Annotated in this window: 24 protein-coding genes; 15 read left to right on the top strand and 9 right to left on the bottom strand. The window is 43.7% G+C overall.

The window, feature by feature from the left end; genetic code table 11:
- The first annotated feature begins 42 nt into the window (after positions 1 to 42).
- On the top strand, positions 43 to 516 hold the full coding sequence (gene rimI, locus BMX02_RS08760) for a ribosomal protein S18-alanine N-acetyltransferase (protein ID WP_244625226.1): 474 nt from the start codon (positions 43 to 45) through the stop codon (positions 514 to 516).
- A gap of 46 nt (positions 517 to 562) precedes the next feature.
- On the opposite strand, the gene BMX02_RS08755 is transcribed toward rimI, so the two are convergent.
- Positions 563 to 850, bottom strand: coding sequence for a UPF0058 family protein (locus BMX02_RS08755; protein ID WP_091690304.1), 288 nt, complete (start codon positions 848 to 850; stop codon positions 563 to 565).
- A 215-nt stretch (positions 851 to 1,065) separates the two neighbouring features.
- A complete protein-coding gene (gene dnaG / locus BMX02_RS08750; RefSeq protein ID WP_091690303.1) occupies positions 1,066 to 2,406 on the bottom strand; it encodes a DNA primase DnaG in 1,341 nt (446 codons plus the stop codon).
- A 1,079-nt stretch (positions 2,407 to 3,485) separates the two neighbouring features.
- Here dnaG and BMX02_RS08745 point away from each other — a divergent pair.
- Together BMX02_RS08745 and rtcA are read left to right on the top strand one after the other, a co-directional pair.
- Positions 3,486 to 4,847 carry an FAD-dependent oxidoreductase gene (locus BMX02_RS08745; protein WP_091690302.1) on the top strand — a complete coding sequence of 454 codons (1,362 nt, stop codon included), beginning with the start codon at positions 3,486 to 3,488 and terminating at the stop codon, positions 4,845 to 4,847.
- Between the two features lie 52 nt (positions 4,848 to 4,899).
- Complete coding sequence (rtcA, locus tag BMX02_RS08740; protein ID WP_091690301.1) at positions 4,900 to 5,895, top strand: RNA 3'-terminal phosphate cyclase; 996 nt, start codon at positions 4,900 to 4,902, stop codon at positions 5,893 to 5,895.
- Between the two features lie 10 nt (positions 5,896 to 5,905).
- On the opposite strand, the gene BMX02_RS08735 is transcribed toward rtcA, so the two are convergent.
- Positions 5,906 to 6,535 (bottom strand): RNA 2'-phosphotransferase, encoded by a 630-nt coding sequence (locus BMX02_RS08735; protein ID WP_091690300.1) that lies wholly within the window; start codon positions 6,533 to 6,535, stop codon positions 5,906 to 5,908.
- A 265-nt stretch (positions 6,536 to 6,800) separates the two neighbouring features.
- Between BMX02_RS08735 and BMX02_RS08730 the strand changes: the two genes are divergently transcribed.
- The 9 genes from BMX02_RS08730 (at position 6,801) to BMX02_RS08695 (ending at position 14,555) form a co-directional block, all read left to right on the top strand.
- Positions 6,801 to 7,925, top strand: coding sequence for an OB-fold nucleic acid binding domain-containing protein (locus BMX02_RS08730; RefSeq protein WP_091690299.1), 1,125 nt, complete (start codon positions 6,801 to 6,803; stop codon positions 7,923 to 7,925).
- Between the two features lie 86 nt (positions 7,926 to 8,011).
- Entirely contained in the window at positions 8,012 to 8,626 is a 615-nt protein-coding gene (locus tag BMX02_RS08725; RefSeq protein WP_091690298.1) for a CBS domain-containing protein, read from the top strand.
- Between the two features lie 37 nt (positions 8,627 to 8,663).
- A complete protein-coding gene (locus BMX02_RS08720; protein WP_091690297.1) occupies positions 8,664 to 9,461 on the top strand; it encodes a CBS domain-containing protein in 798 nt (265 codons plus the stop codon).
- 149 nt (positions 9,462 to 9,610) lie between these two features.
- On the top strand, positions 9,611 to 10,567 hold the full coding sequence (locus BMX02_RS08715; protein ID WP_091690296.1) for a CBS domain-containing protein: 957 nt from the start codon (positions 9,611 to 9,613) through the stop codon (positions 10,565 to 10,567).
- Between the two features lie 43 nt (positions 10,568 to 10,610).
- Positions 10,611 to 11,450 (top strand): CBS domain-containing protein, encoded by an 840-nt coding sequence (locus BMX02_RS08710; protein ID WP_091690295.1) that lies wholly within the window; start codon positions 10,611 to 10,613, stop codon positions 11,448 to 11,450.
- 55 nt (positions 11,451 to 11,505) lie between these two features.
- A complete protein-coding gene (locus tag BMX02_RS08705) occupies positions 11,506 to 12,282 on the top strand; it encodes a CBS domain-containing protein (RefSeq protein ID WP_177165259.1) in 777 nt (258 codons plus the stop codon).
- Positions 12,279 to 12,479 carry a hypothetical protein gene (locus BMX02_RS12315; protein ID WP_342210536.1) on the top strand — a complete coding sequence of 67 codons (201 nt, stop codon included), beginning with the start codon at positions 12,279 to 12,281 and terminating at the stop codon, positions 12,477 to 12,479. Before BMX02_RS08705 ends, BMX02_RS12315 begins: the two co-directional genes overlap by 4 nt.
- A gap of 21 nt (positions 12,480 to 12,500) precedes the next feature.
- Positions 12,501 to 13,460, top strand: a complete 960-nt coding sequence (locus BMX02_RS08700; protein WP_342210537.1) for an RNA ligase — start codon at positions 12,501 to 12,503, stop codon at positions 13,458 to 13,460.
- Between the two features lie 57 nt (positions 13,461 to 13,517).
- Positions 13,518 to 14,555 (top strand): EF-Tu/IF-2/RF-3 family GTPase, encoded by a 1,038-nt coding sequence (locus BMX02_RS08695; protein WP_091690293.1) that lies wholly within the window; start codon positions 13,518 to 13,520, stop codon positions 14,553 to 14,555.
- A gap of 25 nt (positions 14,556 to 14,580) precedes the next feature.
- Here BMX02_RS08695 and BMX02_RS08690 read toward each other — a convergent pair whose 3' ends face one another.
- Positions 14,581 to 15,093 carry a hypothetical protein gene (locus BMX02_RS08690; protein WP_091690292.1) on the bottom strand — a complete coding sequence of 171 codons (513 nt, stop codon included), beginning with the start codon at positions 15,091 to 15,093 and terminating at the stop codon, positions 14,581 to 14,583.
- Positions 15,086 to 15,829, bottom strand: a complete 744-nt coding sequence (locus BMX02_RS08685; protein WP_091690291.1) for an RAD55 family ATPase — start codon at positions 15,827 to 15,829, stop codon at positions 15,086 to 15,088. Before BMX02_RS08685 ends, BMX02_RS08690 begins: the two co-directional genes overlap by 8 nt.
- Positions 15,830 to 16,079: 250 nt before the next feature.
- On the opposite strand from BMX02_RS08685, the gene hisG reads away from it, so the two are divergent.
- Positions 16,080 to 16,952 (top strand): ATP phosphoribosyltransferase, encoded by an 873-nt coding sequence (gene hisG, locus BMX02_RS08680; protein WP_091690290.1) that lies wholly within the window; start codon positions 16,080 to 16,082, stop codon positions 16,950 to 16,952.
- Positions 16,953 to 16,963: 11 nt separating this feature from the next.
- Positions 16,964 to 18,034: a stage II sporulation protein M gene (locus BMX02_RS08675; protein WP_091690289.1), complete on the top strand. Its 1,071-nt coding sequence runs from the start codon at positions 16,964 to 16,966 to the stop codon at positions 18,032 to 18,034.
- Between the two features lie 34 nt (positions 18,035 to 18,068).
- Here BMX02_RS08675 and BMX02_RS08670 read toward each other — a convergent pair whose 3' ends face one another.
- Complete coding sequence (locus BMX02_RS08670) at positions 18,069 to 19,097, bottom strand: methionine synthase (RefSeq protein WP_091690288.1); 1,029 nt, start codon at positions 19,095 to 19,097, stop codon at positions 18,069 to 18,071.
- Between the two features lie 187 nt (positions 19,098 to 19,284).
- On the opposite strand from BMX02_RS08670, the gene BMX02_RS08665 reads away from it, so the two are divergent.
- A complete protein-coding gene (locus BMX02_RS08665) occupies positions 19,285 to 20,310 on the top strand; it encodes a CobW family GTP-binding protein (protein ID WP_244625227.1) in 1,026 nt (341 codons plus the stop codon).
- A 127-nt stretch (positions 20,311 to 20,437) separates the two neighbouring features.
- Here BMX02_RS08665 and BMX02_RS08660 read toward each other — a convergent pair whose 3' ends face one another.
- The 3 genes from BMX02_RS08660 to argS form a co-directional block, all read right to left on the bottom strand.
- Positions 20,438 to 20,845, bottom strand: coding sequence for an inorganic diphosphatase (locus tag BMX02_RS08660; RefSeq protein WP_091690324.1), 408 nt, complete (start codon positions 20,843 to 20,845; stop codon positions 20,438 to 20,440).
- 123 nt (positions 20,846 to 20,968) lie between these two features.
- Positions 20,969 to 21,250, bottom strand: a complete 282-nt coding sequence (locus BMX02_RS08655; RefSeq protein ID WP_091690286.1) for a DUF1294 domain-containing protein — start codon at positions 21,248 to 21,250, stop codon at positions 20,969 to 20,971.
- A gap of 44 nt (positions 21,251 to 21,294) precedes the next feature.
- Positions 21,295 to 22,998 carry an arginine--tRNA ligase gene (gene argS, locus BMX02_RS08650; protein WP_091690285.1) on the bottom strand — a complete coding sequence of 568 codons (1,704 nt, stop codon included), beginning with the start codon at positions 22,996 to 22,998 and terminating at the stop codon, positions 21,295 to 21,297.
- Between the last annotated feature and the right edge of the window lie 19 nt (positions 22,999 to 23,017).

Genomic DNA, 23,017 nt, shown 5'->3' with positions numbered 1-23,017 from the left:
TTTTTTTCAACATTCTTTTTAAGAAAAAGGATATTATATTCCATGATGATCATCAGACAGTTTGAACCTTATGATTTTGAAGATGTTCTGAACATTGAAATGGAGGCTTTCACAGAACACAATCCTTTTGTCTATATGAATTTCTATGAAATGAACAAAGAAGGGTTCTTTGTCGTCTCCATGAACAACAGGATCGTGGGTTTTGTCATGGGATATCGATCTGCAGTTAACGAAGGCCGTATCTTTTCGCTGGCAGTTAAGAAAGAGTATCAGGGAATGGGAATCGGGAGTCAGCTTATGCAGACCATACTGAACGTGTTCCAGCAGCAGGGATTAAGGTCCGCTACCCTTGAAGTAAGAGCCAGCAACCATATAGCTAAAACGCTATATCAGGATCTGGGGTTCATAGCATGCTGGGTGGAACAGAGATACTATTCAGACGGAGAGAACGGCATCATAATGAAGAAGCAGCTTTCCCCTCTATGCTGGGTTAATAGCATCCAAGCTAGCCTTTAAGGATATGTTTTATACCTGAAAATGAGATCAGGTTAACCGACAGCATTTAATTGTTGCTACCGGAAACATTCCTGCTGGTACGTTTTGCAAATTCTTGCATTCTGGCGGAGGTTCTGCCAATACCTGAAAGCTCATCTTCTGACATTATTGATGCAAGATGGTTACCAAGTACGAATATAGCATGTTTGTGCTCTGCCTTGCTTCGATGGATGTGCACAGGACTTATGGCAAGCGACTGGTACTCAGAAAAGTCATGATCAGTGTCCTGGGTTTCCAGATGCCTCTTTATTTGAGCCAGCAATGTATGCAATTGAATCAATTCATCTTTGTGCATGGTTTTTATCCATATTCATTTTTTATACGACAGCACTGCGTAAGAGCGGGCTGCAATATAATAAACTAAAAACTCAAATAAAACCATTTTTCGCAGCAATGCCCTTCCTTATCATCACATAAAGCTTTTTCGATTTAATTTTTATGAATAATAATGCACAATAGGGGGAAAAAAGAAAAAAGAGAAGTAAAAGGGGGTAAAACCCCCTTAGAAGATCAGAAATCTGATGCTGTTAGAACATTGACGGTCGCAGGACTCTTGGCAATGTTACCTTTCTTTACACCTATAAGGTTCTCGATACCTTTGTCTGATGCTATGTCAAGGATGCGCTGTGTCACTACACCATCAAAAACAACTGTCTTGATGCTATCACTGGTCTCTTTGAGAGTGTTGACAAGATCGCGAACTGCGGTCTCCTCAATGACCTTATCCTTTGAATCCAGGAGCCTGGCCCCAAGAGTACCGAGAAGTGCATCGGAATGAGGCTTGAACCTGCGAGCCTGTGGAGATATCTGAGCTGGTTTAGCCGGTTTAGCTGGCTTAACCAGTCTTGCCGGTTTTACCTGTTTAGGCTCTTCCTCAGAACGGTCTGCCTTCTTCTCCAGTTTCTGTGCACCTGCAGATGGCCTTGAAAGCTCACCTTTAACTCTTTCCTTGCGCTTTGGCAAACGTGCGATCCTGCCTGTCTTAGCTGGCTTTTCTTCTTTGGCTGGCTTGGACTCTCCCTTTATGCTATAGCTTTCAAGAGCCTGCTCCACAGGGATCTTCTGCCTCAGGGAACGTACGATCTCTCTCTGCACAAGGTCTTCCACGCTCTTTCCATCAGGAGCACGTGCAATATAATCAATGTCTGCAACCTGCAAAAGCTCTTTAATGATGAGCTTTCCTCCACGGTCACCATCTGTGAATGCAGTTACTGTCTTCTTCTTTGTAAGTTCAGCAACTTCAGGAGGAACATTGGTCCCACCAACACAAATGGTATTCTTGATACCATATCTCAAAAGGTTCAGGACATCTGCCCTGCCCTCGACGACCACAATGGCATCTGAATCAATCACATTAGGACCACATGGGATCTTGTTCTTACCGTAGTACTGCATCTCTTCGATACGAACTGACTGGCGAACTTCATCTGCGATCTCCTGTGACTCAGGAAGGTTCTCATCGAACATGTCGGTAAGTATGTATTTTGCACGGTCTATGATCTGTTTCCTCTTGGTAGCACGGACATCTTCAACCTGTGACACCTCGATCTTTGCAGTACATGGACCGACCCTGTCGATGGTCTCAAGGGATGCTGCAAGTATTGATGTTTCAACTCTGTCAAGGCTGGATGGTATGAAAATATTACCTTTGGTCTTGCCGCCTTTTGCAGCAACTGAGACCTCGATCCTACCAATTCGTCCTGTTTTCTGCAGATCGCGCAGGTCAAGGTCTGAACCCAGCAGGCCCTCGGTCTGACCAAAGATCGCCCCGACTATATCCGGACGTTCGATTATCCCATCAGCATTGATCTTTGAATGAATGATATATTTAGTTGTATCAGTATTTTGCATATGTAAGTCTCCATTTGTGTGTGGTATATTGCCTTATAGACAGTATCCGAACGTAACAGAACAGCAAAACAGAATCATTCGGACATAACACAAATATAGGATCTCGAAGATCAAGGGAAGAACTACTTATCGGCTACTGGTATCCTGACCATTAGGATGCTTGTTCTTAAGCAATCCCGTTAAGGAGATCCTGTTTGTTCAAACTAACAAGTAATGCATCAACTATCCGGATAGTCCACAGACCTGACCGCTTAACGGCTGGCAAAGGAACTACATTATCAGCATGTAGCTATGCCATGGCCTTATTTGTGAACGTTCCGGCATTTATTTACCTTGAACCGTTTGAACGGTTATGGAACAATATGATACTAGATCTAAGATGCCGGTTGGTTCAATTCCAATAAGATATGAATGGAACCTGGTCCTTTAGATAACTCCCTACGTTTGTATTATGTGATGTGGTACAGCTATTTTCCCAATAGTGTGACCATGATATGATTCAGATTATATTTTGATGATCTGCTTACCCCCATTGGATAAAGCACCCAATGGGATTTTTGATAAACCAATTAAATTTTACTTATGACGTGATCTTGCTTCGATCACAATAGGCTAATTAGTTCTTACAGTTTAATAACCTTGTGGTTTTCAACTTTAAGGAATATCTCTGCAACACGATTATAATAAAACAGTATAAATTGTTCTCATGACAAATAAAGTTTATATTTGAAAACAATGTATTTTGTCTTGTATTTTTCCCAGAAAGGAATCCTACAATAAGGGAGCTACAATAAGAGAAATACATTGCATAGAACTTCACAATAGGGCTTACCAACATATATATATAGAATAATATTGTAGCAGCACTAGACGAGCGGGACACATTATTTTTTGCTACAATAACCCCCCACTCCCCAAACTCGCTCGTCGATTAACTTCATCTTTTTCTATACATTCTTAACATCATTCTTGCATTGCTTATTCTATACGTTGCTTTTTATATACATTTTTAACATTACTAAATCTGTTATTTCAGGTTCTGTACAAAAATCTATTAACCAGGCTGTCGAACTTATCTTATGAAAGATATTACAAAATATGATGTTGTTATTCTCGGCGGAGGAGCCACCGGAATGTCAACCGCCACACATGTGAGACGATGCCGTGATCTTTCTGTTATTGTTATTTCAAAGGACAGTCATGTATCCTACAGCGAATGTGGAATACCTTTCAAGCTTTCCGGCAAGGTACATGATTTTGATTCCCTCATAGTAAGAACCCCGGATTTCTTTGATAAAATGAGAATCGATATCCTGCTGGAAACAGAAGCAAAAGAAATAGATCTTAACGAAAAGAAGATAAAACTGGAGGACAGGGATATCGGTTTTGACAAACTGGTCATTGCTACCGGTGGAACCCATCACATCCCTTCTCATCTGCAGGCTTTCCTTGAAATGGACGGCGTATTCACCTTGCAAACGCTTTCTGATGGCATGAAAATAGAAAGTGCACTCCTGTCTGCTGAGAATGTGGTTATCATCGGTGCCGGTGCCATTGGGGTGGAAACAGCTGCAGGAACTGCAAAACGCGGCATAAGAACCACACTGATCAATCGCAGTTCCTCGATACTTTCGCGACTGATCGATACTGACATGTCGGAGATAGTTAAAGGCTACCTTACCTCCATAGGGGTCGATCTTATCACAGGAGAGGTCCCGGAAAGCATTGAAGGGAAGAGTAAGGCTGAATATGTGGTCCTTTCAAAAGAAAATGTCCCCGCAGATGTAGTTATTATTAGTACCGGGATAGTTCCTGACATAGAAATTGCAAAGAAAGCAGGTATTTCCATTGGGGAAAAAGGTGGTCTGGTCGTCAATGATAATCTTCAGGTCCGGATCGATGACCAGTTCTCAACTGATGTCTTTGCCGGTGGAGATTGCTGCGAAGTTACCGAACTTGTTACAGGAAAGAAAAGCATGATCCAACTGGCACCTGTGGCAAGAAGGATGGCTACCGTAATAGCAGACAATATCTGTGGTAAAGGAACCGTATTGGAATCTGTTCTCGGACCCAGTGTTTATGTTGCAGGAGATCTCCTGATCGGTTCTGTGGGCCTGACTTCCAGAAAAGCAGAAACAGAGAACATCGGGATAGTAACAGGCTATTCTAAAGGAGTAACGCATGCGACCTTCTATCCGGGCAGCAGTGATATCCATATCAAACTTCTTTTCAGGGAACAATACCTTGTGGGTGCACAGGTCATAGCCAAAGACGGAGTTAAGGAACGGATCGACAGCCTTGCCTTCATGATAAAGAAAAAGACCACGGTAGATGAAATGCTCACAATGGAAACCTGCTATGCACCACCGGTTGCCACTGTTGTAGATCCTCTTTTCTATGCTGTAAAGGATGCTTACAGGAAAATGAGGAACGTTAAATGAGGAACATTAAATGAGGAACATTAAATGAGGAACATTAAATGAGGAACTGGCAATGATCCATATCGACGGATCCTATGGTGAAGGCGGCGGCCAGATATTAAGGACATCAGTGGCACTTTCAGCAGTCACCGGGGAAGCGGTGCACATCACTGACATACGCAGCAACCGCCCAAAGCCAGGCCTTTCGGCCCAGCATGTAAAGGCAATAGAAACAGCTGCCCTTATCTGTGGTGCCACTGTGGAAGGGGTTAGCATTGGTTCTACCAACATCACTTTTTCTCCACAGGAAGTGAGGGGGGGTTACTATACTATTGATATTGGCACCGCCGGCAGCATAGCCCTTCTGCTCCAATGTATCATGCCGGCTGCAGCATACTCTGATACTGATATCGAGCTGAACATTATCGGAGGCACAGACGTTTCGTGGGCTCCAAGCATTGATTACCTTGAGAATGTCACACTGAAAGCACTGTCAAAGATGGGGTACAGATGTGAGATAGATACTCGCAAAAGGGGATACTACCCCCGTGGTGGCGGAGTTGTTCATGCAACGATCAGTCCATCAGAACCGGAACCCCATGACTTTACAGAAGAAACCGGGGACATACTTGGCATATCTCACTGCTCGAACCTTCCTGAACATGTTGCAAAGCGTCAAGCAGATTCTGCAAAAGATATCATTGGAAAAGCCGGATACGACTGCCACATAATCACCGAGTGTGCCGAATATCCTTCCACAGGCAGTGGGATAACATTATACTGTGGAATGAAAGGGGCATATGTTCCGGGAAAAAGAGGATTACCTGCCGAAAAGGTCGGTAGCCGGGCAGCTGCAGAACTTCTGGATGAGCTTTCGAATCGGTCTTCTGTCGACGTACATCTTGCGGACCAGCTTATACCCTATATGGGACTCGCAAAAGGCGGTTCATTCACAGTTAGAGAGATCTCATCTCATACAACAACGAACATCTGGGTTACAGAACAGTTCCTTGATGTGAAGTTCAAGATACAAAAAAAGGGTAATATGATGGAAATATTAGCGATATGAACAAATTTGTTCACTCTTCAATTTCCACAATGGTCAGATATTCAGGCGGTACAGATTCGGTCAGAACGATGTCATCGTTAACGGCCATGAACTCAATACCGTCATTTTGTGCCTCATCCGCATCGATCTCAAGTACAACCGGATTCTCTGTGTGAACTGATGCTGATTCCGTAGCCTTTTCCAGAGTTGTGCTAAGATGCACGTATGTCTGCCTGAGAGGTGCAATACCGGCATCAAGAAGCATGTCAACTTCTTCCTGGCTGACACCGTAGTACAGGTAAGGCAATTCATTCTCAGGATAATCCAGTTCCACATCTACAGAATGACCGTATCTTGCCCTTATTCCGGAACCTGTTATCTCATACCTGTTCTTAACGTCAGATTCTACAAGTGATATAAGGCGCTCCCTGCTTGCCCACCTATAGCGGCGTTCCATGAGATCACAAAGCAGGTCCATGTTGACCCAACCCTGCTTATCCATTGTAAGACCTACATCATCCGGAAAATGTCTCAAGGCACCTGAAACGAACCTTCCAAGGCGTTCTTCACGTTCGTCATCCAGTACATACCTGCCACTTTTGCCGCAATCAGGACAAACTTCGCCTCTGAAGTATCCATGCTCTTTACATTTTCGAATCATGCTATCTAATTGCAGATGCATTTAATAGTTAATATAACTTTATCCATGATCCCGTTCACAGGAAGCCGGATATAAAAATGATTCCGGAAGATGATATAAGAAAACTACAACGTGTCTTTCGTCAGGATTATATCATATCGGATTAAAGTTAATCGGAGTTCATGCTATTGCAAAATAGAGGGACGAACAAATTGCTTTACATATCACATATATTCTAAACGGTTCTGCGAACCCATGTTCCAGAACCTATTTACAGGTGTCATCAATGGACGATATAACTGAAATCTACAATAAGCTTGGAGGCATTATCAGCGAAGATGATTTTCGAAAGAAGGTCGATGAAAAGGTCGATCAGATGAGCGGCCTTTGTGATACTAAGACAGCGGCAATGCTCGTTGCCCATGACCTTGGTGTCACGGATACCGCAAAAGAAGTTATCAAAATAAAGGATATAACCCCTGAGATCGGTAATGTCAACTTCGTTGCAAAGATTGTCTCAGTATTTGATGTACGTGAGTTTAACAGGAATGACGGTACCACCGGAAGGGTCGGTAATATCATGGTAGCTGATGAGACCGGTTCTATCAGGCTGACACTATGGGACGAACGTGCTGAGCTTATCAAGAACGGAAGTGTAGAGGTAGGCGACTGCATGGAGATCAGTGGCTATGCAAAAGATGGATATTCCGGCACTGAGATCAACATCGGAAGGTATGGTGTCATCAATAAGACCGACCAGAACGTTGAGGTTAGGATGGACTCACAGAAGATATCTGAGATAAAGGATGGCATGGGCGACATCAACATCTCCGGAAAGTTGCTGGACGTATCGGATGTCAGGACATTCCAGAAGAAAGACGGCAGTCAGGGCCGTGTTTCTAACATACTCATTGGTGATGAGACCGGAAAGATACGTGTGACATTATGGGATGAAAAGGTCGATTCTGCCAGTGACCTGAACCTGGATGATGCTGTTGAGATCATAAACGGATATGCCAGGACCAACAACTTCAGCCAGCAGGTCGAGATCCAGATAGGCAATCACGGAGTTCTCAGGAAAACAGATGCCAGTGTCGAATACAAAGAAAGCTTCACTCCAATAGCTGACATAATACCCGGGGAATCCTATTCCATCGAGGGTTCTGTTTCAGGTCTTGGAGAGCTCAGGGAATTTGACAGGGATGACGGAACAACTAACATGGTCTCAAATATCTATGTATCAGATGACACAGGACGTATCCGCATAGCATTGTGGGGAGATCATGCACTTCTTGTGGACGAACTGGACATTGATACCCCTATCAAGATCATTGATGCATACTCAAAATCAGGCTTTAACGACGAAATAGAACTAAGTGCAGGAAACCGCACAAGGATCAACATATTGTGACCACAATCACCTATATATGCTATTAAGTCAGAATGTTATTTGTGTAGTGTGGGAACACAAATAATAGCATAGGAGGGTGATATCGTATGGTCATTAGGACCAAATGGGATGTCGAGGCTGATGGATCTGCAAATCAGCTCCTGAACGATATTGTCGTGCGTGAGATCATGACACCGGACGTTCTTGTCCTTGACATTACCAGTACAGCGCTTAAAGCCGCTCAGACAATGAAGGAGAACAATGTAGGTAGCCTCATTGTCTCGAAAGATGGCAACCCTGTAGGTATTGTCACTGAAAGGGATATTGTTCACAAGATCATGGCAAAGGATGTCAAACCCAGCACCATGCTTGTTGAAGGGATAATGTCATCCCCTATTATAACAGTAAAACCAGCAACAGATGTTATCAAAGCATCTGAGATCATGGTCAAATCCGGGATCCGACGGCTTGCAGTCACCGATGAAGAGAAGATCATTGGTATCATCACGGATCGGGATATCCTTACAGTAGCTCCGGGCCTGAATACTATTCTTGAAGACTTGATAGAAATAAACCGGGAGCAGGATATTCCTGAAACGACGGAATTAGAATTTGAAAGGGGGATCTGCCAGAGATGTAGTTCGTATGTGGATAGCCTTAGCCCTGTTAACGGTCTTATGTTATGTGAAGACTGTAAGGAAGACGAAAGCGACTACGACTGATCCGCTTCTTTGAATAATCGTATGAACGGGGGTTCGTATGAAAGTTAATGAAATTATGTCAAAGGATGCCGTATGCATAAAAAAGCATGATAATATAACCCATGCACGTCAGCTAATGAGAGACCACTTCCTCAGGGGTCTCCCTGTAATAGATGAGGAACAAAAAGTAGTTGGTATCCTCAAGGACCAGGACGTTCTCAATATCAAGTCCACACGATCCAATGTCACAGTTGAAGGATACATGCACGATTGTCCGTTGATAACTCCGGAAACAGATATTGTTGATGCTGCAAAGCATCTTCTCGATTCGGAGGTAAGCCGATGTCCTGTCATAGTTTCCACTGAAAACAGGATGGTAGCCGGAATCTTAAGCAATTCAGACATACTTGCAAACATTGGCAGTGACAGGAAACTGGATGCAGCTGTGGCTGATATTATGACCGCAGATGTAATCACATGCACACCAAAGGAAAGTCTCACAAAGGTCTGGCCTGTTTTGCTCGAATCGAACTTTTCCGGTCTGCCTGTGGTCTCTGACAACAGTGAGACCATTGGAATGGTAACACGAATGGACATAATACGTTCCGGATTCGTCAGGACAGCCCTGAACGATACACACGGCACTCAGCCAAAGGATACCACAGTAGTTGAAAAGATAATGTCCACGCCTGTTTATACCGTGTCTGCCGATACATCGGTAAAGGAATGTCTCGAGAAGATGCTCCATTACGATGTTGGCAGAATGACGGTTCTTGATAAAGATCGGATCGTAGGTATCGTGGATCGCACTGATATCTTACGGGCATTTGTAATGGGAACTGATCCTGTTCAATAATGGAGGAAATTCCATCTAAAATTTATAAAGCAGTTAAATCCGGGTCTGTATCCTAAATCCCAAAGATCTTTCCGGGTAATCTTAGATCACTCCCGAACCCGTATCGCCAGTCGAACATCATAAAAAGAACGAAAAATATGGAGGATTAAATGAAACTTGAAGCACATAGCCCTACAAAGGGCAGGGTTCAAAAAAAGGATCATGTGTTGATCACCACTTCCGGCACAATGGATCGTGGGGCTTTTGATTTTCATACAAGGATCTCAGAGCACGAAGGGGATATTATGTCGGTGGCCACCAAAGAAGTTATCACGGCCCCACCTACAACAAGGATCATCGATGCCATAAAGATCATGACAAGAAAGAACTTCAGGCATATCCCCCTTACTGATGCTGGCACAAATCGGGTTGAGGGTATCGTTACCTCTTTCGATGTAATCGATTTCCTTGGAGGAGGAGATAAGAACCAACTTGTTGAAAAGAGGTATAAGGGCAACCTGCTTGCAGCCATCAATGCAGATGTAAGCACAATAATGCAGCATAATGTGATATCGATACGCAGTGACGGGAATATCAGGGAAGCTTTTGATCTTATGCTCAAGAACAATATCGGAAGCCTTCCGATCGTAGATAATGCAAATCATGTACATGCCATCTGCACAGAGAAGGATTTCCTGACATTTACAGCTGGAATAGTTACCAACAAAACTATCGCTGAGTACATGAGCAAAAGAATTGAGAAAGCGTCTGCAGACATGACCATTAGTGATGCTGCAAAGATAATGGTAATGAATCGTTTCCGCAGACTTCCTGTGGTCAAAGGAGATATTCTCATTGGTGTTGTCAATGCGTCGTCCATAATGCACTTCCTGGGAAATGGAGATGCATTTGAAAAGCTAACCACCGGTAACATCCATGAAGCAATGGATGCTCCTATCAGCTCACTGATCTCAAAAGATGTTGTCTGGGTATCATCAGATGCAGATCTTGGGAAAGCAAGCGAGCTTATGGTGAAAAATGGTGTTGGGGCACTGCCTGTAATTGACAACGGAAAGCTCTGTGGTATAATCACAGAAAGGGATATACTTAGAGCAATGGCTGAATGAATGAAAATCCACAAGGATAACAAAAGAACAAGGAGGATGAGATATGAAAGTATCAGACATTATGACATCACCTGTCCATGTAATGGGACCGGATGAGCCTGTATCACATGCAAGGAACCTTATGCTAAGGCACAAGATAAGCACTATTGTTGTTGTAGAGAACGACAAGATGGTGGGGATAGTAACTAAGTCCGATCTGGGAAGACGCCTTGCACAGGCAGAACCTATGTGGAGAAGAAGACCGATAGACAAGGTCCCTGTAAAAATGATAATGACAGAAGAACCTGTCACGATCTACCCTGAAGCATCTGTTTCCCAGGCGACGGCACTGATGGTCGATAACGATATCAACAATATCCCTGTGGTCAACAAAGACAGCCTTCTGGGAATTATCACGAGAGTTGACGTGGTACGCTGCATGTCAGAACTTCCAACTGATAAGAAAGTTGGTGAAATAATGACAAATGATCCTGTATTTGTACACAGGCATCACACCGTCAATCACGTGGTCGATGAAATGGAAAGTAACAATGTCAGCAAACTTATTGTTACCGATGATTCCGGTGAAGCTGTGGGAATCATAACCACAAGAGAACTTGCACTGCACGTACTGGCAAATAATCAGGGAGAGCTACCATCCAAGAACATCAAGATGGCAAGAAAACCACAGGCAGGCGGTGAAAAGGTATACAGATATGTGAAGGCAGTTCCGCTTGTTGCTGAGGATATGATGGCCGAGATCGCAAGCATATTGGATATAAATGACCCTATCACGGAAGCTGCAAAGGTGATGATCGATAAGAACGTCACAGGCATCCCCATTGCTGAGAACGATGAGATCGTTGGTATTGTCAGCAGAACAGATGTGATGAAGGCAGCCTGATAAAGGTATAGCAAGGAAGTATAGACTAAGAACATGAGTTAAAGAGGTGACAGACATGCAAGTAAAGGACATAATGATACAACCAACATCAATTGACAAATCAGACACGATCTCACATGCACTTGATGTGATGGAGAAGAAAAGTACACGTCGCCTGTTAGTGACACATGATAATGATCTGGTCGGTGTTCTCACCATGAGGAGGCTTACCGAAGAACTGGGAACACGAAAGAAAGGTGCAAAACCAGCTTCTTCACTTCATGTTGCTACTGCTGTATCAGACAACTATGTGAAGGTCCTGCCTGATATGGATCTCAATGATGCGGTCGTATTGATGGCTAAAAAAAGTGGTGTTATCATTGTAAGCGACAATGAGAACGTTCTTGGGTGGGTCACGCCCGCTGAACTGCTTCAAAATGTAACATTCGACGGGTATGCTGCTGAGGTTATGAACAGTAACCCGATAACTATACATCCCGGAGACAGGGTAAGCCATGTCAGGCATCAGATGCTTGATGAGGATGTTGGAAGGTTCCCTGTTATTGAGGATGATAAGCTTGTGGGAATCGTTACAGAGAAGGATATTGCAAAGTCAATGCGTGCATTCAGGGATGTGGTTTCAGGAAACAAGCAGGATTCCCGTATCAAGAACCTCATTGTAGAGGATATCATGAAGAGGGGGGTCAAGACCGTACAGACCAACACCCCGGTGTCGGAAGTAAAAGAGATGATGCTTGAGGAGAACATTGGTGGTGTGCCTGTTGTAAACCTCGAAGGATATATGGTCGGGCTCATTACAAGAAGAATGCTTGTGAACACCATTGCAAAGTGAAAACTATGCGATCCGGGGATGCTGGTAAAGATATCGAACTGGACATAGAGGGTGTGGCAGAATATCTTGGCATACCCATTTCCAGACTTCAGAGACTGCTGGATAAGCGTGAGCTTTTGCAGAACTGGGGAGAATACCAGCACCTTTTTCGTTTTGAAACCACTTTTTCACAGATCGAAAGTGGAACTGTTGTCTAGCAGAAGGATGGCTGTTTTGAGCTGATCAAGGGTTTTCCAAAGATAAAGCGAGCCATGTTGCTTGAACCTGCCATCAATTCCCAGTTTTCCGATATTGATACCGTCTGTGTGGAAGAGAAGATGAATGGCTTTAATGTACGAGCCATAGCTCTGGACGGAAAGATAACCGCTATCACACGCGGTGGATATGTCTGCCCCTATTCCACCGAAAAAGCAAGGTACCTGCTGAATATTGATTTTTTTAATGACCATCCGGACCTAGTCCTTCACGGGGAAATGGTCGGACCCGATAACCCTTATGTGCCCAAGAAAATATACGATATCGATTCCCTTGACTTCTTTGTCTTCGATATCAGGCATAAGGGCAGTGGTGAGCCTCTGCCTGTATATGAAAGAAGGAAGATGGCAGAAGAATATGGTTTTACACAGGTCAGGCTTTTCGGGGAATTTACAAAAGAAGAGGCTCCTGCGAAGATACGGACCATTATCAAAGAACTCGGGAAAATTGAACATGAAGGTGTTGTGATCAAAGATCCCGATATGAACATCCCGCCTATAAAGTACACCTGTTCACAGAGCAATTGTGCAGATCTGCGACATGCTTTCAGATTTTATAATGATGTTGGACGTGACTATCTTTTTTCAAGGGTGGTGCGGGAAGGTTTCCAGGCCTTTGAATGGGGAGAAAGCGAAGAAGATTTCAAAAAGCGCTGCCTTCAGCTTGGGGAGAGCATACTTAGTCCAATGGCAGACTCCATTACTGAGATAGGAAAAGGTGAAAGAGTATCTGACGAAGTGCAGATACGGGTTAGAAGTCTTGATACTCTTTCAAAGTTCAAGGAATACCTCCGGCGGCAGGGAATAGATACAATGTTCGATGAACCGGAAAAGATCGGCGATGAATTCCTTGTGAAGATAAAAAAGCTGAGCAAGAGTACTAATGATAAGACCCTGTCCATGTTCAAAGGAGAACTCTGGTGATCTCAAAAAAGCATATATGACAAAAGGTATTTCTGTACACTAAAAGTGTGATCATATATGACAAAAATAACTATTATCGGAAGCGAAAAAAGCGGCAAAACCACCCTTGCTTCAAAACTTGGGAAAAAGGGAAACACAGCGGACATTACGATGTACGATTTTTCCAAGAACGACAGGGTCCTGACGACCATAGATGCGGTAGGGTATCCAACTTCTATCAAACCCATGGTTACCGCCTTCAATCTTTCAGACATTGTCCTCTTGTGCGTACCTCCTGAAGGCCTTGATGCACATACAGGCGAATGCATCATCGCACTTGACCTCCTGGGATACAAGCACGGCATCATCGTCCTTACAAAGGCAGATACAAGCTACCCTTATGCTTTAGATGAGCTCAAGGAGAAACTCAAGAAGATAACAGCGGGTACTGCTCTTGAGAACTGGGAATATATCTCCGTATCCACAACTTCATTTGAAGGAATGGAAGAATTGAAGGAAATGATATTCGAGACAGGAGATATAGTTGCAAAGGAGCAAGAGGAACTGAACGATCTGCCAACACGCGTTGTTATCGACCAGTCCTTCAATGTAACAGGTATCGGTTGTGTGGTACTTGGAATTGTGATGCAGGGCACCCTGAAAGCAAAGGACAAGCTGGTGGCATTCCCAACAGACAAAACCATCGAAGTACGCTCGATACAGCTGCATGATGTGGATGCAAAGAGCGCACCTGCAGGTGCCCGGGTGGGACTTGCACTCAAGAACGTCCAGTCAAAGGATATTGAGAGAGGTTTCATACTCTCGGAAAAGGAAGATGTGACCGAAGACCTTACACTCAAATGTAAGTTCTCACCATTCTCAAAAGGCTTTGCAATCGGAGATGTTCCACATATCTTCGTCGGACTTCAATCATCCCCGATGAGAGTTGAAAAGATAGTCAAGGATGGCGAGGAAGTTGAGAGAACAACAACTGACGCCGAATGTATTGTAACACTATTAGGATCGAAGTTACTGGCTTACAATGAATCAGACAGGTTTACCATCTGCAATCTGGATGATAAACAGAGATTCGCGGGATATGGTTACAAGGCTTAAAGCCCAATATCCCACATTTTATATTTTATTTCTTTGGCATTAATGGTTTGAAACCATCAAGATTAGTAGGACGTTCAACAGCTTGGGCCAGGGAAGTACACGAAGGATTTTCAAGAAACTTCGGACGGTCCACAGGAGCAAATATAGCATCATTTCCTGCATAATCTTTGTATCCCTCTGGAGCCTCTTCCTTCGGCTTCTTGAAAGCCAGTTCCTCCGATAAAGAGTACTCTTCTTCCTTTTTCATTGCAGATGTTACAGAACCGATATTGAGTCCTTTCTCCCTCGCAATGCCACCTTCGCCTTTGCCCTGAATGTACTTGTCGGAAACAATATCGCCAAGGCCCAGACTGTTGGCGAGGCTTTCCAGCTTCACAAAATTCTCTTTAACCCAGCCGATCTCCGAGTGTTTATGGTAACCTACCTCAAAGCCAAGCTCAAAGGCTTTCTTTTCAACTTCTGCCCTTTTCAGTTCAGCAAGGGTAGGCTTATCCTTATTTTTCTTGGACAGGTCCATTTCCACATTACCATTATTCAAGGTAGGAAGATACTTTCAGTCCTTTCTCAGTGAACTCAAGCTGCATCATATTACAATCATGCTTTGTTCCACGCATCTTTATGATCTGCAATGCACGGGTCATCTTCTTGCCATAGAGGAAGTTGTGAAGGAACATTACTCCATGTGATGCAAACTGTTCTGTTGAATATGCACTTGGGTCTGTCATCTCAGAGAGAAGGATGGTAGTGCATCCAAGCTGCTTCAGGTTCCTGATGAACCTGCCCATCTCTTTTTCTTCTGAAATGCGATCCTTTGTAGTAAAACGGATAGCAGATACAGAGTCTATAACAAGCCTTTTTACATTGTATTCCTGAACATAAGCAGCGATCTCTTTGAACACCATTGCCGGGGAAGGAGCTTCACCTTCCACAGATGAGTGGCTTACATCATAATCTGAAGTTATAACTTCATGGAGGTCATCCATGTATCCGTATTCCATTCTGGGACCAAGATCTGCAAAAAGAAGCTTTTTCATCTTTATTAAGGTCGCCACGTTCAGCAAGTAATTGGACATATCATTGATGATGTTCTGGGGGCTTTCAAGCAGGCTAACATAGAGACCGACATCCCCAAAAGTAGCACCCTGTGCAAGGAATTGCATACCAAAAGTGGTTTTTCCGCTTCCAGGGGGACCGCTTAAAAGATAAACACGTTCCGGAACCAGTCCACCCTGAACAAGTTCATCGAAACCTTCAATTCCAGATTGTATCCTCATATTAAACCTCTCTTTAATACCAAACCATGAATCTCTTAGATATATTTGTATGGAGATATATTTTAAGTCATCGATGAAAGTTATATTTATCATTTATAGATTATAAAAAGTGGAACAGTTAAAGTTAAGTGAAATCCTGATAAACATAAGTAAGAACTAAAAATACAATAACTGTTTATTCAGACAAATATCATTTTACTCCAAATTAGAACTCTGAATAACCATAGTCCAAATCGAACAAGTGATAAAAATGATCAATATAGCAATCCCAAAAGGCAGTTTAGAAGAGCAGACATTACTATTGTTCAAGCAGGCAGACCTTGAGATAAAAAAGACATCCAGGGATTACAACCCAAAGATCAATGATCCAAGGATCGAAAAGATAAAGATCCTGCGCCCACAGGAGATCCCAAAATATATCGAGGAAGGCTATTTTGATCTCGGGATCTCCGGACGTGACTGGGTAGTGGAATCCAGTTCAGATGTGGTAGAGGTTGCCGATATGCCCTACAGCAAGCAGGGTGCCGGTATTGTAAAGATCGTTATTGCTGTTCCACAGGACAGCGATATCCAGAGTGCCAAAGACATCAAACCCGGAAGCAGGGTTACAACCGAGTATCCGAATATTACAAAGAAGTTCTTCGATGACCTTGGAATTCCGGTCGATCTGCACTTTTCATACGGTGCAACCGAAGCAAAGGTCCCTGACCTTATGGATGTCGTGGTCGACCTCACAGAGACAGGATCCACTCTCCGTAAGAACGGACTGAAGATCGTGGATGTTATGCTGGAATCATCCTCAAAGCTTATAGCTAACAAGGAAAGCTGGGACGATCCTGTCAAGAGGAAAGAGATAGAAGAGATCAAGACCTTGCTTCTGGCGGTTATCGAAGCACGTGGAAAAGTACTCATCGACATGAACGTACCTGCTGATAAGCTGGACTCTGTGATCGAGGCACTTCCATCACTTAAAAGGCCAACTGTTTCCCAGCTTTACAATTCCGACTACTATGCCGTAGAATCTGTTGTGAACAAGAACGAAGTGAACATCCTGATCCCAAAACTCAAGGACCTCGGTGCTGAGGACATCCTTGAACTTGATATTTCAAAGATAGTTCACTAAAACGAACGATCATGGAAAAAGAAGAAAGCAGCCAATTCAAAATAAAACGGAAAGATGTAATATGGTCAGTGAAACTGTTCACGCTATTTACGATACTGGCCTTTGTATTCAGCATATCTGTTTACGTAGTTGCTTTCTTCTTTTCGCAACCTGAATCGGTAAGTGCTGTCCTGATCTCAACAGCACAGGCTGCTACTTCAGAAGTTGATGTCGTCAACGAGGCAATTATTTCAACCTCAGATGCCGCTACTTCAAAAGTGGAGTTCGGTGCCAGATATATCGGTCCGCTATATTCTGTTTTTTTCTTCAACATAATAGCAATATTTGTCACATCTATCGGTGCCGGAGCCATAACATACAGTCACAGAATAGTATTCAAAGAATTAATATTGCGCTCACAGCACCCGTTCTATTCTAAGATCTCCTGTAATATGGAAAAATTATCTTCACCCTTTTTTTCATTTGTACAGAAGGTCGCCCTGCACATCTATCCTGATATAAAGAAATATGATGTGGATGAGAAAAATGATAGCTCAAATTCTATCTGGAAACATTGCGGTTACACCGGCGAGGACTATAGAGCAATAGCATCAGTACTCCCACTCATATTTCCTGTGATGACATTGTTCCTAAATGGCCTTATAGCAGGAACTATCCTTGCATTTTTCGTGTTCAATGGTATACTGTGGGGGATTCAAACAGCAGGATTTGCTGGTATTGTTCTAGGAGCTGACTTTGCTTTCATATATTACTTTGCTTCAATACTTCCTCATGGAATAATTGAACTGCCGGCAATTTTCATAGCAACATCCATTGCATACAGATTTTCAAGAATTCACTCAGAAGAGATCATAAAAGGGCGTTTATTCGAAGCTGAAAAAGAAGAGGATCTAAAAGAAGACATTAGAAGGATAGAGGATATCACAGGAGCATATCTGAGATCCCGATACCTGTTGAAAATATTCTCAATTGCGATAATTATGCTCCATGTTGCTGCATATATAGAAATACGATTGACACCAAAAATAGCAGGATATGTGATCGATCTGATGGGTCTGTTGATCAGCAGGACCCTGATATGATCTGAACACGTTGTCTTTTCAGTACTGAATTATCTTATTTGGAGAACTTGTCAATCCCTTCAGATACATTCCTGAGCAATTGTCCTGCAATTTCCTGTGTTGGCCAGGAACCAAGACCACAATCGGGACCAACATACTTGATGCGATCCCCGAATATGGAATCTGCTTTTTCAAGGCGCTTTGAGATGACATCCGGAGTTTCCATTTCCGTTACAATCTCCGACAAATACTGAGTGTCCTTCCAGACATTAGTGTTGTACTTTTCGTTGAGTACAGACGCAAGGTTGAAAATATCGGTCCTCGCAATACCCACGCGCAGGAACGAATCGGCATCTTCCAGCACCTTCCTGTCGATAAGATCAAGATAGGAAGGGTTTGCTGCAGACTCCACACCTATGACATTAATGGTCGGTGTATCACAGGCTATCCTGTAATGAAGCGGGGAGTGCAGATGGATCTCCACGTCCACGTCCTGCTTACCTGCATAGGAAGTGGCAGTGCTCAGTGCTTCCACCAGTTCGGCATCCTCGAACATGACCTGTGGGTTGATACCGATACTTGGCTCATCGATGGAGACCGTCCTGATATTGAAGTTCTTCGCAGACTTGATCGAATTGCTTATGAAACGGTCGATACTTATTGCAAGCAGGTTCAGGATGTCTGTGTACTGGGTTCCCCCGAAGTCCTTAAGATAAAGTTCAAGCGGACCGGTCACACAGATACGGACATCCGGTTTTTCACCGGTCTCATCCCTGTACTCTGCAGCAGCTTCTTCTATAACAGCAAGCTCAAGGATACGTGCGCTGTCCTCTTTGACCTTGAAAGGCTCTTCCACACATTCCGGATCATTGATGATTGACAGGAACTGCTGGTTCATGTCCTGGAACTGGGGATATGTTGCTACCTGCACACCAGCATCAAGTTTCTGGCTAAAGGCCGAACGTATGACAGAAAAAAGCTTCTCATCACTATCCCTTTTCGAAAATGCACTCTCCATCCACTCCTTTGTTACGCCTTCAGGTAGCGGATAACTGCCAATGTCATCAAAGATCAGGTCACTCATAACTATCGTATGTGCGAGTATCATTTATAATGTTAGCGAATTATTTTCTTTGGGAGTATGAGAAAAAGAAACTAAACACCGAACCTGCAAGTATTATAAGTAAAGACTCCCAAGTTGAAAAGAAGCTTAAAAGGAAGTAATTTTCTTAAATAATATCATTCTACCACTGGTGAGATAATTGAAGATAATGATCATAGGCGGCTTTCTCGGAAGCGGCAAGACCACTACATTGTTAAAGCTCGGTAAGCATTTGAGCGAAACAGGCCACAAGATCGCGATAATCGTGAACGAGATAGGTGAGATCGGACTTGACGGTGACACACTTTCAAGCACCGGGATCGTCACCGAAGAACTTACAAGCGGCTGTATCTGCTGTACTCTCAAGATCAGCATGGAATACACCCTTGCCAAACTTTCAGATGACTTCCACCCTGACGTTATTATTATCGAGCCTACAGGCATCGCCTTCCCAAGGCAGATCAAGGAAGACATCGGCCTCATGAAGATAGATGACCTGAGCTTTGCACCTATCGTGAACATTGTTGACGGGACAAGGTTCAACACCGAGATAAAGCAAACACCGAAGTTCATCCTGACACAGATAGAAGATGCTGAGATCCTCTGTATCAACAAGGTCGATATCGCAGAGGAAGAAAAGGTTGCAGAGGTCAGGAATTTCCTGGAGGAGATCAATCCCGAAGCAGAAGTTATTGAATTCTCTGCAAAGGAAGTCGATGAGAAGTTCCAGAGGCTCATAGACCTGCTGGCAGGCAAGAGTAAGGAAAGGGAATCAAGAGAAGCTATCAATTCTATTGAAGCCTCTGAGGTCAGTTCCTATTCCGGCGAACTTATCATCAAAGACTGCGAACTGGAAGAGCAAAAGGCAGAAAAGTATGCAACAGATGTCCTGACTTCCATAAGCAAGCAGGTCAAAAAGCTCAATCCGGATTTCGTAGGTCACATAAAAATGGCCATGGAATACCCGGGAATCCTCATGAAAGCCAGTATCACATCTTCAGAGAGCATACCTCATATCGAGTTCTTTGAAACAAAAGGAAAGGATTGCAGCGTGAAGTTCCTTTCAGCAGTTACAAATGTGGAAAAGGAAGAGCTTGTGAAGATCGTCGAGGGTACGATAAAAGAGCATCTGGAGCAGGAAGGAATACCTTTCAGTAACAAGGTCAAGAATATACAGACCATCAATATCCTTTAAGAATAAAACACTCCAGTACAATTCTTCAGGAGAAGGATGTGCCTTTTCCTAATCTCTTTTTTGCAGAACACTATTTTGATTTACATTTATCAGTTTAGTTCACACTGATTGGTACACTGACCAGTTCTCACTTTTCCTCGAACAATTCAATACCTTCGAACCTGCATTCTGCAATTCTTCTTTCAAAGAGCAGATAGCGGAACCTTTTGAACAGTGCATATATCCTGAAATATAAGCCGAACAGTTTTTCAGAATACCTGTCTCCAAGATAGAATACTTTCTTATCGTCCTGAACAGAATCATCCACAAATCTGACCACACCACCGGCATTGGTCAGTTTTACCAGGGTGCCCTGAGGAAGCCGGGGTCCGAGTACGATGGCATCCTCTTCCATCCCATCATCGCCTAAGGTATCTTCAATGAAACCATAGTTGAATATCGTAGGTATCGGGGAAAAAAGGACTCTTTTGTACCCGTCATCAACTTTCTGATACTTGAAAAAGCTGAATTTTGGAGTTTCGATCCGTATCTTCATTATACAGTAATCAACTTCTTTTTTTATAAAACGCTTTGCAGAATAGTTTTTCAGATAGGTATCTGAAATCAATGATGCAGCTACATAATAGCCACACGATGATCATATGATGATCACATGATCTCAAAACAGGACCTGTAAAGCATATTCCAGGAAAAGATAGCCTTCCACTATAAATATCAGAGGCATCCCGATCCTGAATTTCGGATGCCTGGTCTTATGCCTGAACTTCTGCATCCCCATTATGGAACCTATGCTCCCGCCCAGCAATGCCCAGGTGAAAAGGGTCTTTTCCGGTATCCTGTACTGGTTCTTAATAGCTTTCTTTTTGTCAGAGTACATCAGCCAGAAAGCATAAGCATTTACTAAAAAAAGATACAGGAGAAAGTACATGTATAATTTCATATTCCATTCTCCCGATCTGTGTTGATATGTTTTTCATGCCTGAATTACATTGATTCAGGAGCACCCATTCCAAGGGTATCCAGAGTGTTAGCAAGCACTATCCTTGCACAGTCCACAAGAGCCAGACGGCTTGCACGGACATCCTCTTCTTCAGCATTGAGGACGGACACGAAGCGATAGAACTGGTTGAATGCATCTGCAAGTTCCCTTCCGTAGATAGCAAGCATATGAGGTTTCAGTTCCTTTGCACACTGGTCCAGCACATTGTCGAACATTCCCATCTTCTTGATAAGAGCTATCTCAGTATCTTCCACAAGAAGTGAAGGAGCAATAATTGCCTCACTGTCCCACAGGCCTTCATCCTTTGCCTTTCGCAGGATACTGCATGCACGTGCATGTGAGTACTGTACGAAAGGACCGCCCTGCTTCTCGAAATCCAGAGCTTCCTTCCAGTCGAAGACCGTGGATTTCTCAGGTGAGACCTTCACGATATCGTACCTGACAGCACCGATACCGACCATGTCAGCAACCTGTTTCTTGAAATCGTCAGGCATCTCAGGGCGGCGCTTGTCCACCTCTTCCAGTGCCCGGACCTTGACCTGGTCGAACAGTTCGTCGGCACTTATGAACTTGCCGCGCCTTGTGCTCATTGAACCTTCAGGCAATGAAACGAACTCAAAGATAACGAACTCAGGTTCTTTTTTGCCTATGGCATTCAACGTGGCCTTGAGCTGACCGGAGATAAGTTTATGGTCTGCTCCAAAGATATCGATGATCCTGTCAGCACGCTCTCCCTTCCATTCATGGTATGCAAGGTCACGTGTTGTATAAAGTGAAGTACCATCAGAACGCTGGATAACTAGCGTCTTTTCAAATCCGTAATCCAGAAGATCCACAACAAGGGCACCATTATCGATCTCAGTACGTCCTGTAGCCTTGATCTCATCCACTATCCTTGAAACATCACCGGACCTGATGAAACTTGATTCCTTCGGGAACTCGTCGTGGGAGACGTTCATCTTTCCGAGGGTTTCCTTGATACCTGCAACTGCAAGACCTACAGCCTTATCGAAACGCTCAATTGTCTCCTCATCACCGCTCTCAACAAGCTGCATGAGCCTGTCGATCTCGGCAACCTTTTCGGGGTGTGTCTCAAGCTCTGCGTTCGCCTTTATGTAAACATCTGCAATAGCATGGTCGGGCTTGGAACTTTCATCGAACTCGAAGTGCTCAAGAGCCCAGGAAACTATGGCTATCTGACGGCCCATGTCATTTACATAGTAGTGCAGCTCGACATTGTATCCTGCACGTTTGAGGATTCTACCAAGGGTATCTCCGATAATGGAATTTCTTATGTGTCCGACATGAAGAGGACCGTTAGGGTTAGCAGAAGTGTGTTCAAGCAGTATCCTGCCCTCACAGAAATTGCCTCCGAAAGACTCCTTTTTCTCCCTGATCCCGGAAACGATAGCATCAATGAAACTGCGACTGGCACTGATATTCAGATATGGGCCCAATGCCTCTACCTTCCCGATATAGGAACCCTCTGGTATTACTACCTCAGAAGCGATCCTGTCAGCAACGTCCTTTGGGCTCTGTTTTGCAACAGAGGCCAGCCTGAATGCGACCCTTGACGAAAGGTCTGCATGCTGGGAAGGACCAAGCTCCAGATCGTTCACTTCAAAACCTGCCGAACGGACAGCATCGTTCAGTACGGATGTAACCTGCTGTATAAAATTTAGGAACAAAATGATCACCTGTTAATTA

It is taken from the genome of Methanococcoides vulcani (genome assembly GCF_900111645.1).
GTDB classification, from domain to species: domain Archaea; phylum Halobacteriota; class Methanosarcinia; order Methanosarcinales; family Methanosarcinaceae; genus Methanococcoides; species Methanococcoides vulcani.
The sequence above is the reverse complement of the archived record's forward strand: the minus strand, read 5'-3'. Positions and strand labels throughout refer to the sequence as shown.

Coding starts and splice junctions, on each gene's coding strand:
- rimI (WP_244625226.1), top strand. CDS start 43: ATGATGATCATCAGACAGTTTGAACCTTATGATTTTGAAGATGTTCTG.
- BMX02_RS08755 (WP_091690304.1), bottom strand. CDS start 850: ATGCACAAAGATGAATTGATTCAATTGCATACATTGCTGGCTCAAATA.
- dnaG (WP_091690303.1), bottom strand. CDS start 2,406: ATGCAAAATACTGATACAACTAAATATATCATTCATTCAAAGATCAAT.
- BMX02_RS08745 (WP_091690302.1), top strand. CDS start 3,486: ATGAAAGATATTACAAAATATGATGTTGTTATTCTCGGCGGAGGAGCC.
- rtcA (WP_091690301.1), top strand. CDS start 4,900: ATGATCCATATCGACGGATCCTATGGTGAAGGCGGCGGCCAGATATTA.
- BMX02_RS08735 (WP_091690300.1), bottom strand. CDS start 6,535: ATGATTCGAAAATGTAAAGAGCATGGATACTTCAGAGGCGAAGTTTGT.
- BMX02_RS08730 (WP_091690299.1), top strand. CDS start 6,801: ATGGACGATATAACTGAAATCTACAATAAGCTTGGAGGCATTATCAGC.
- BMX02_RS08725 (WP_091690298.1), top strand. CDS start 8,012: ATGGTCATTAGGACCAAATGGGATGTCGAGGCTGATGGATCTGCAAAT.
- BMX02_RS08720 (WP_091690297.1), top strand. CDS start 8,664: ATGAAAGTTAATGAAATTATGTCAAAGGATGCCGTATGCATAAAAAAG.
- BMX02_RS08715 (WP_091690296.1), top strand. CDS start 9,611: ATGAAACTTGAAGCACATAGCCCTACAAAGGGCAGGGTTCAAAAAAAG.
- BMX02_RS08710 (WP_091690295.1), top strand. CDS start 10,611: ATGAAAGTATCAGACATTATGACATCACCTGTCCATGTAATGGGACCG.
- BMX02_RS08705 (WP_177165259.1), top strand. CDS start 11,506: ATGCAAGTAAAGGACATAATGATACAACCAACATCAATTGACAAATCA.
- BMX02_RS08695 (WP_091690293.1), top strand. CDS start 13,518: ATGACAAAAATAACTATTATCGGAAGCGAAAAAAGCGGCAAAACCACC.
- BMX02_RS08685 (WP_091690291.1), bottom strand. CDS start 15,829: ATGAGGATACAATCTGGAATTGAAGGTTTCGATGAACTTGTTCAGGGT.
- hisG (WP_091690290.1), top strand. CDS start 16,080: ATGATCAATATAGCAATCCCAAAAGGCAGTTTAGAAGAGCAGACATTA.
- BMX02_RS08675 (WP_091690289.1), top strand. CDS start 16,964: ATGGAAAAAGAAGAAAGCAGCCAATTCAAAATAAAACGGAAAGATGTA.
- BMX02_RS08670 (WP_091690288.1), bottom strand. CDS start 19,097: ATGAGTGACCTGATCTTTGATGACATTGGCAGTTATCCGCTACCTGAA.
- BMX02_RS08665 (WP_244625227.1), top strand. CDS start 19,285: ATGATCATAGGCGGCTTTCTCGGAAGCGGCAAGACCACTACATTGTTA.
- BMX02_RS08660 (WP_091690324.1), bottom strand. CDS start 20,845: ATGAAGATACGGATCGAAACTCCAAAATTCAGCTTTTTCAAGTATCAG.
- BMX02_RS08655 (WP_091690286.1), bottom strand. CDS start 21,250: ATGAAATTATACATGTACTTTCTCCTGTATCTTTTTTTAGTAAATGCT.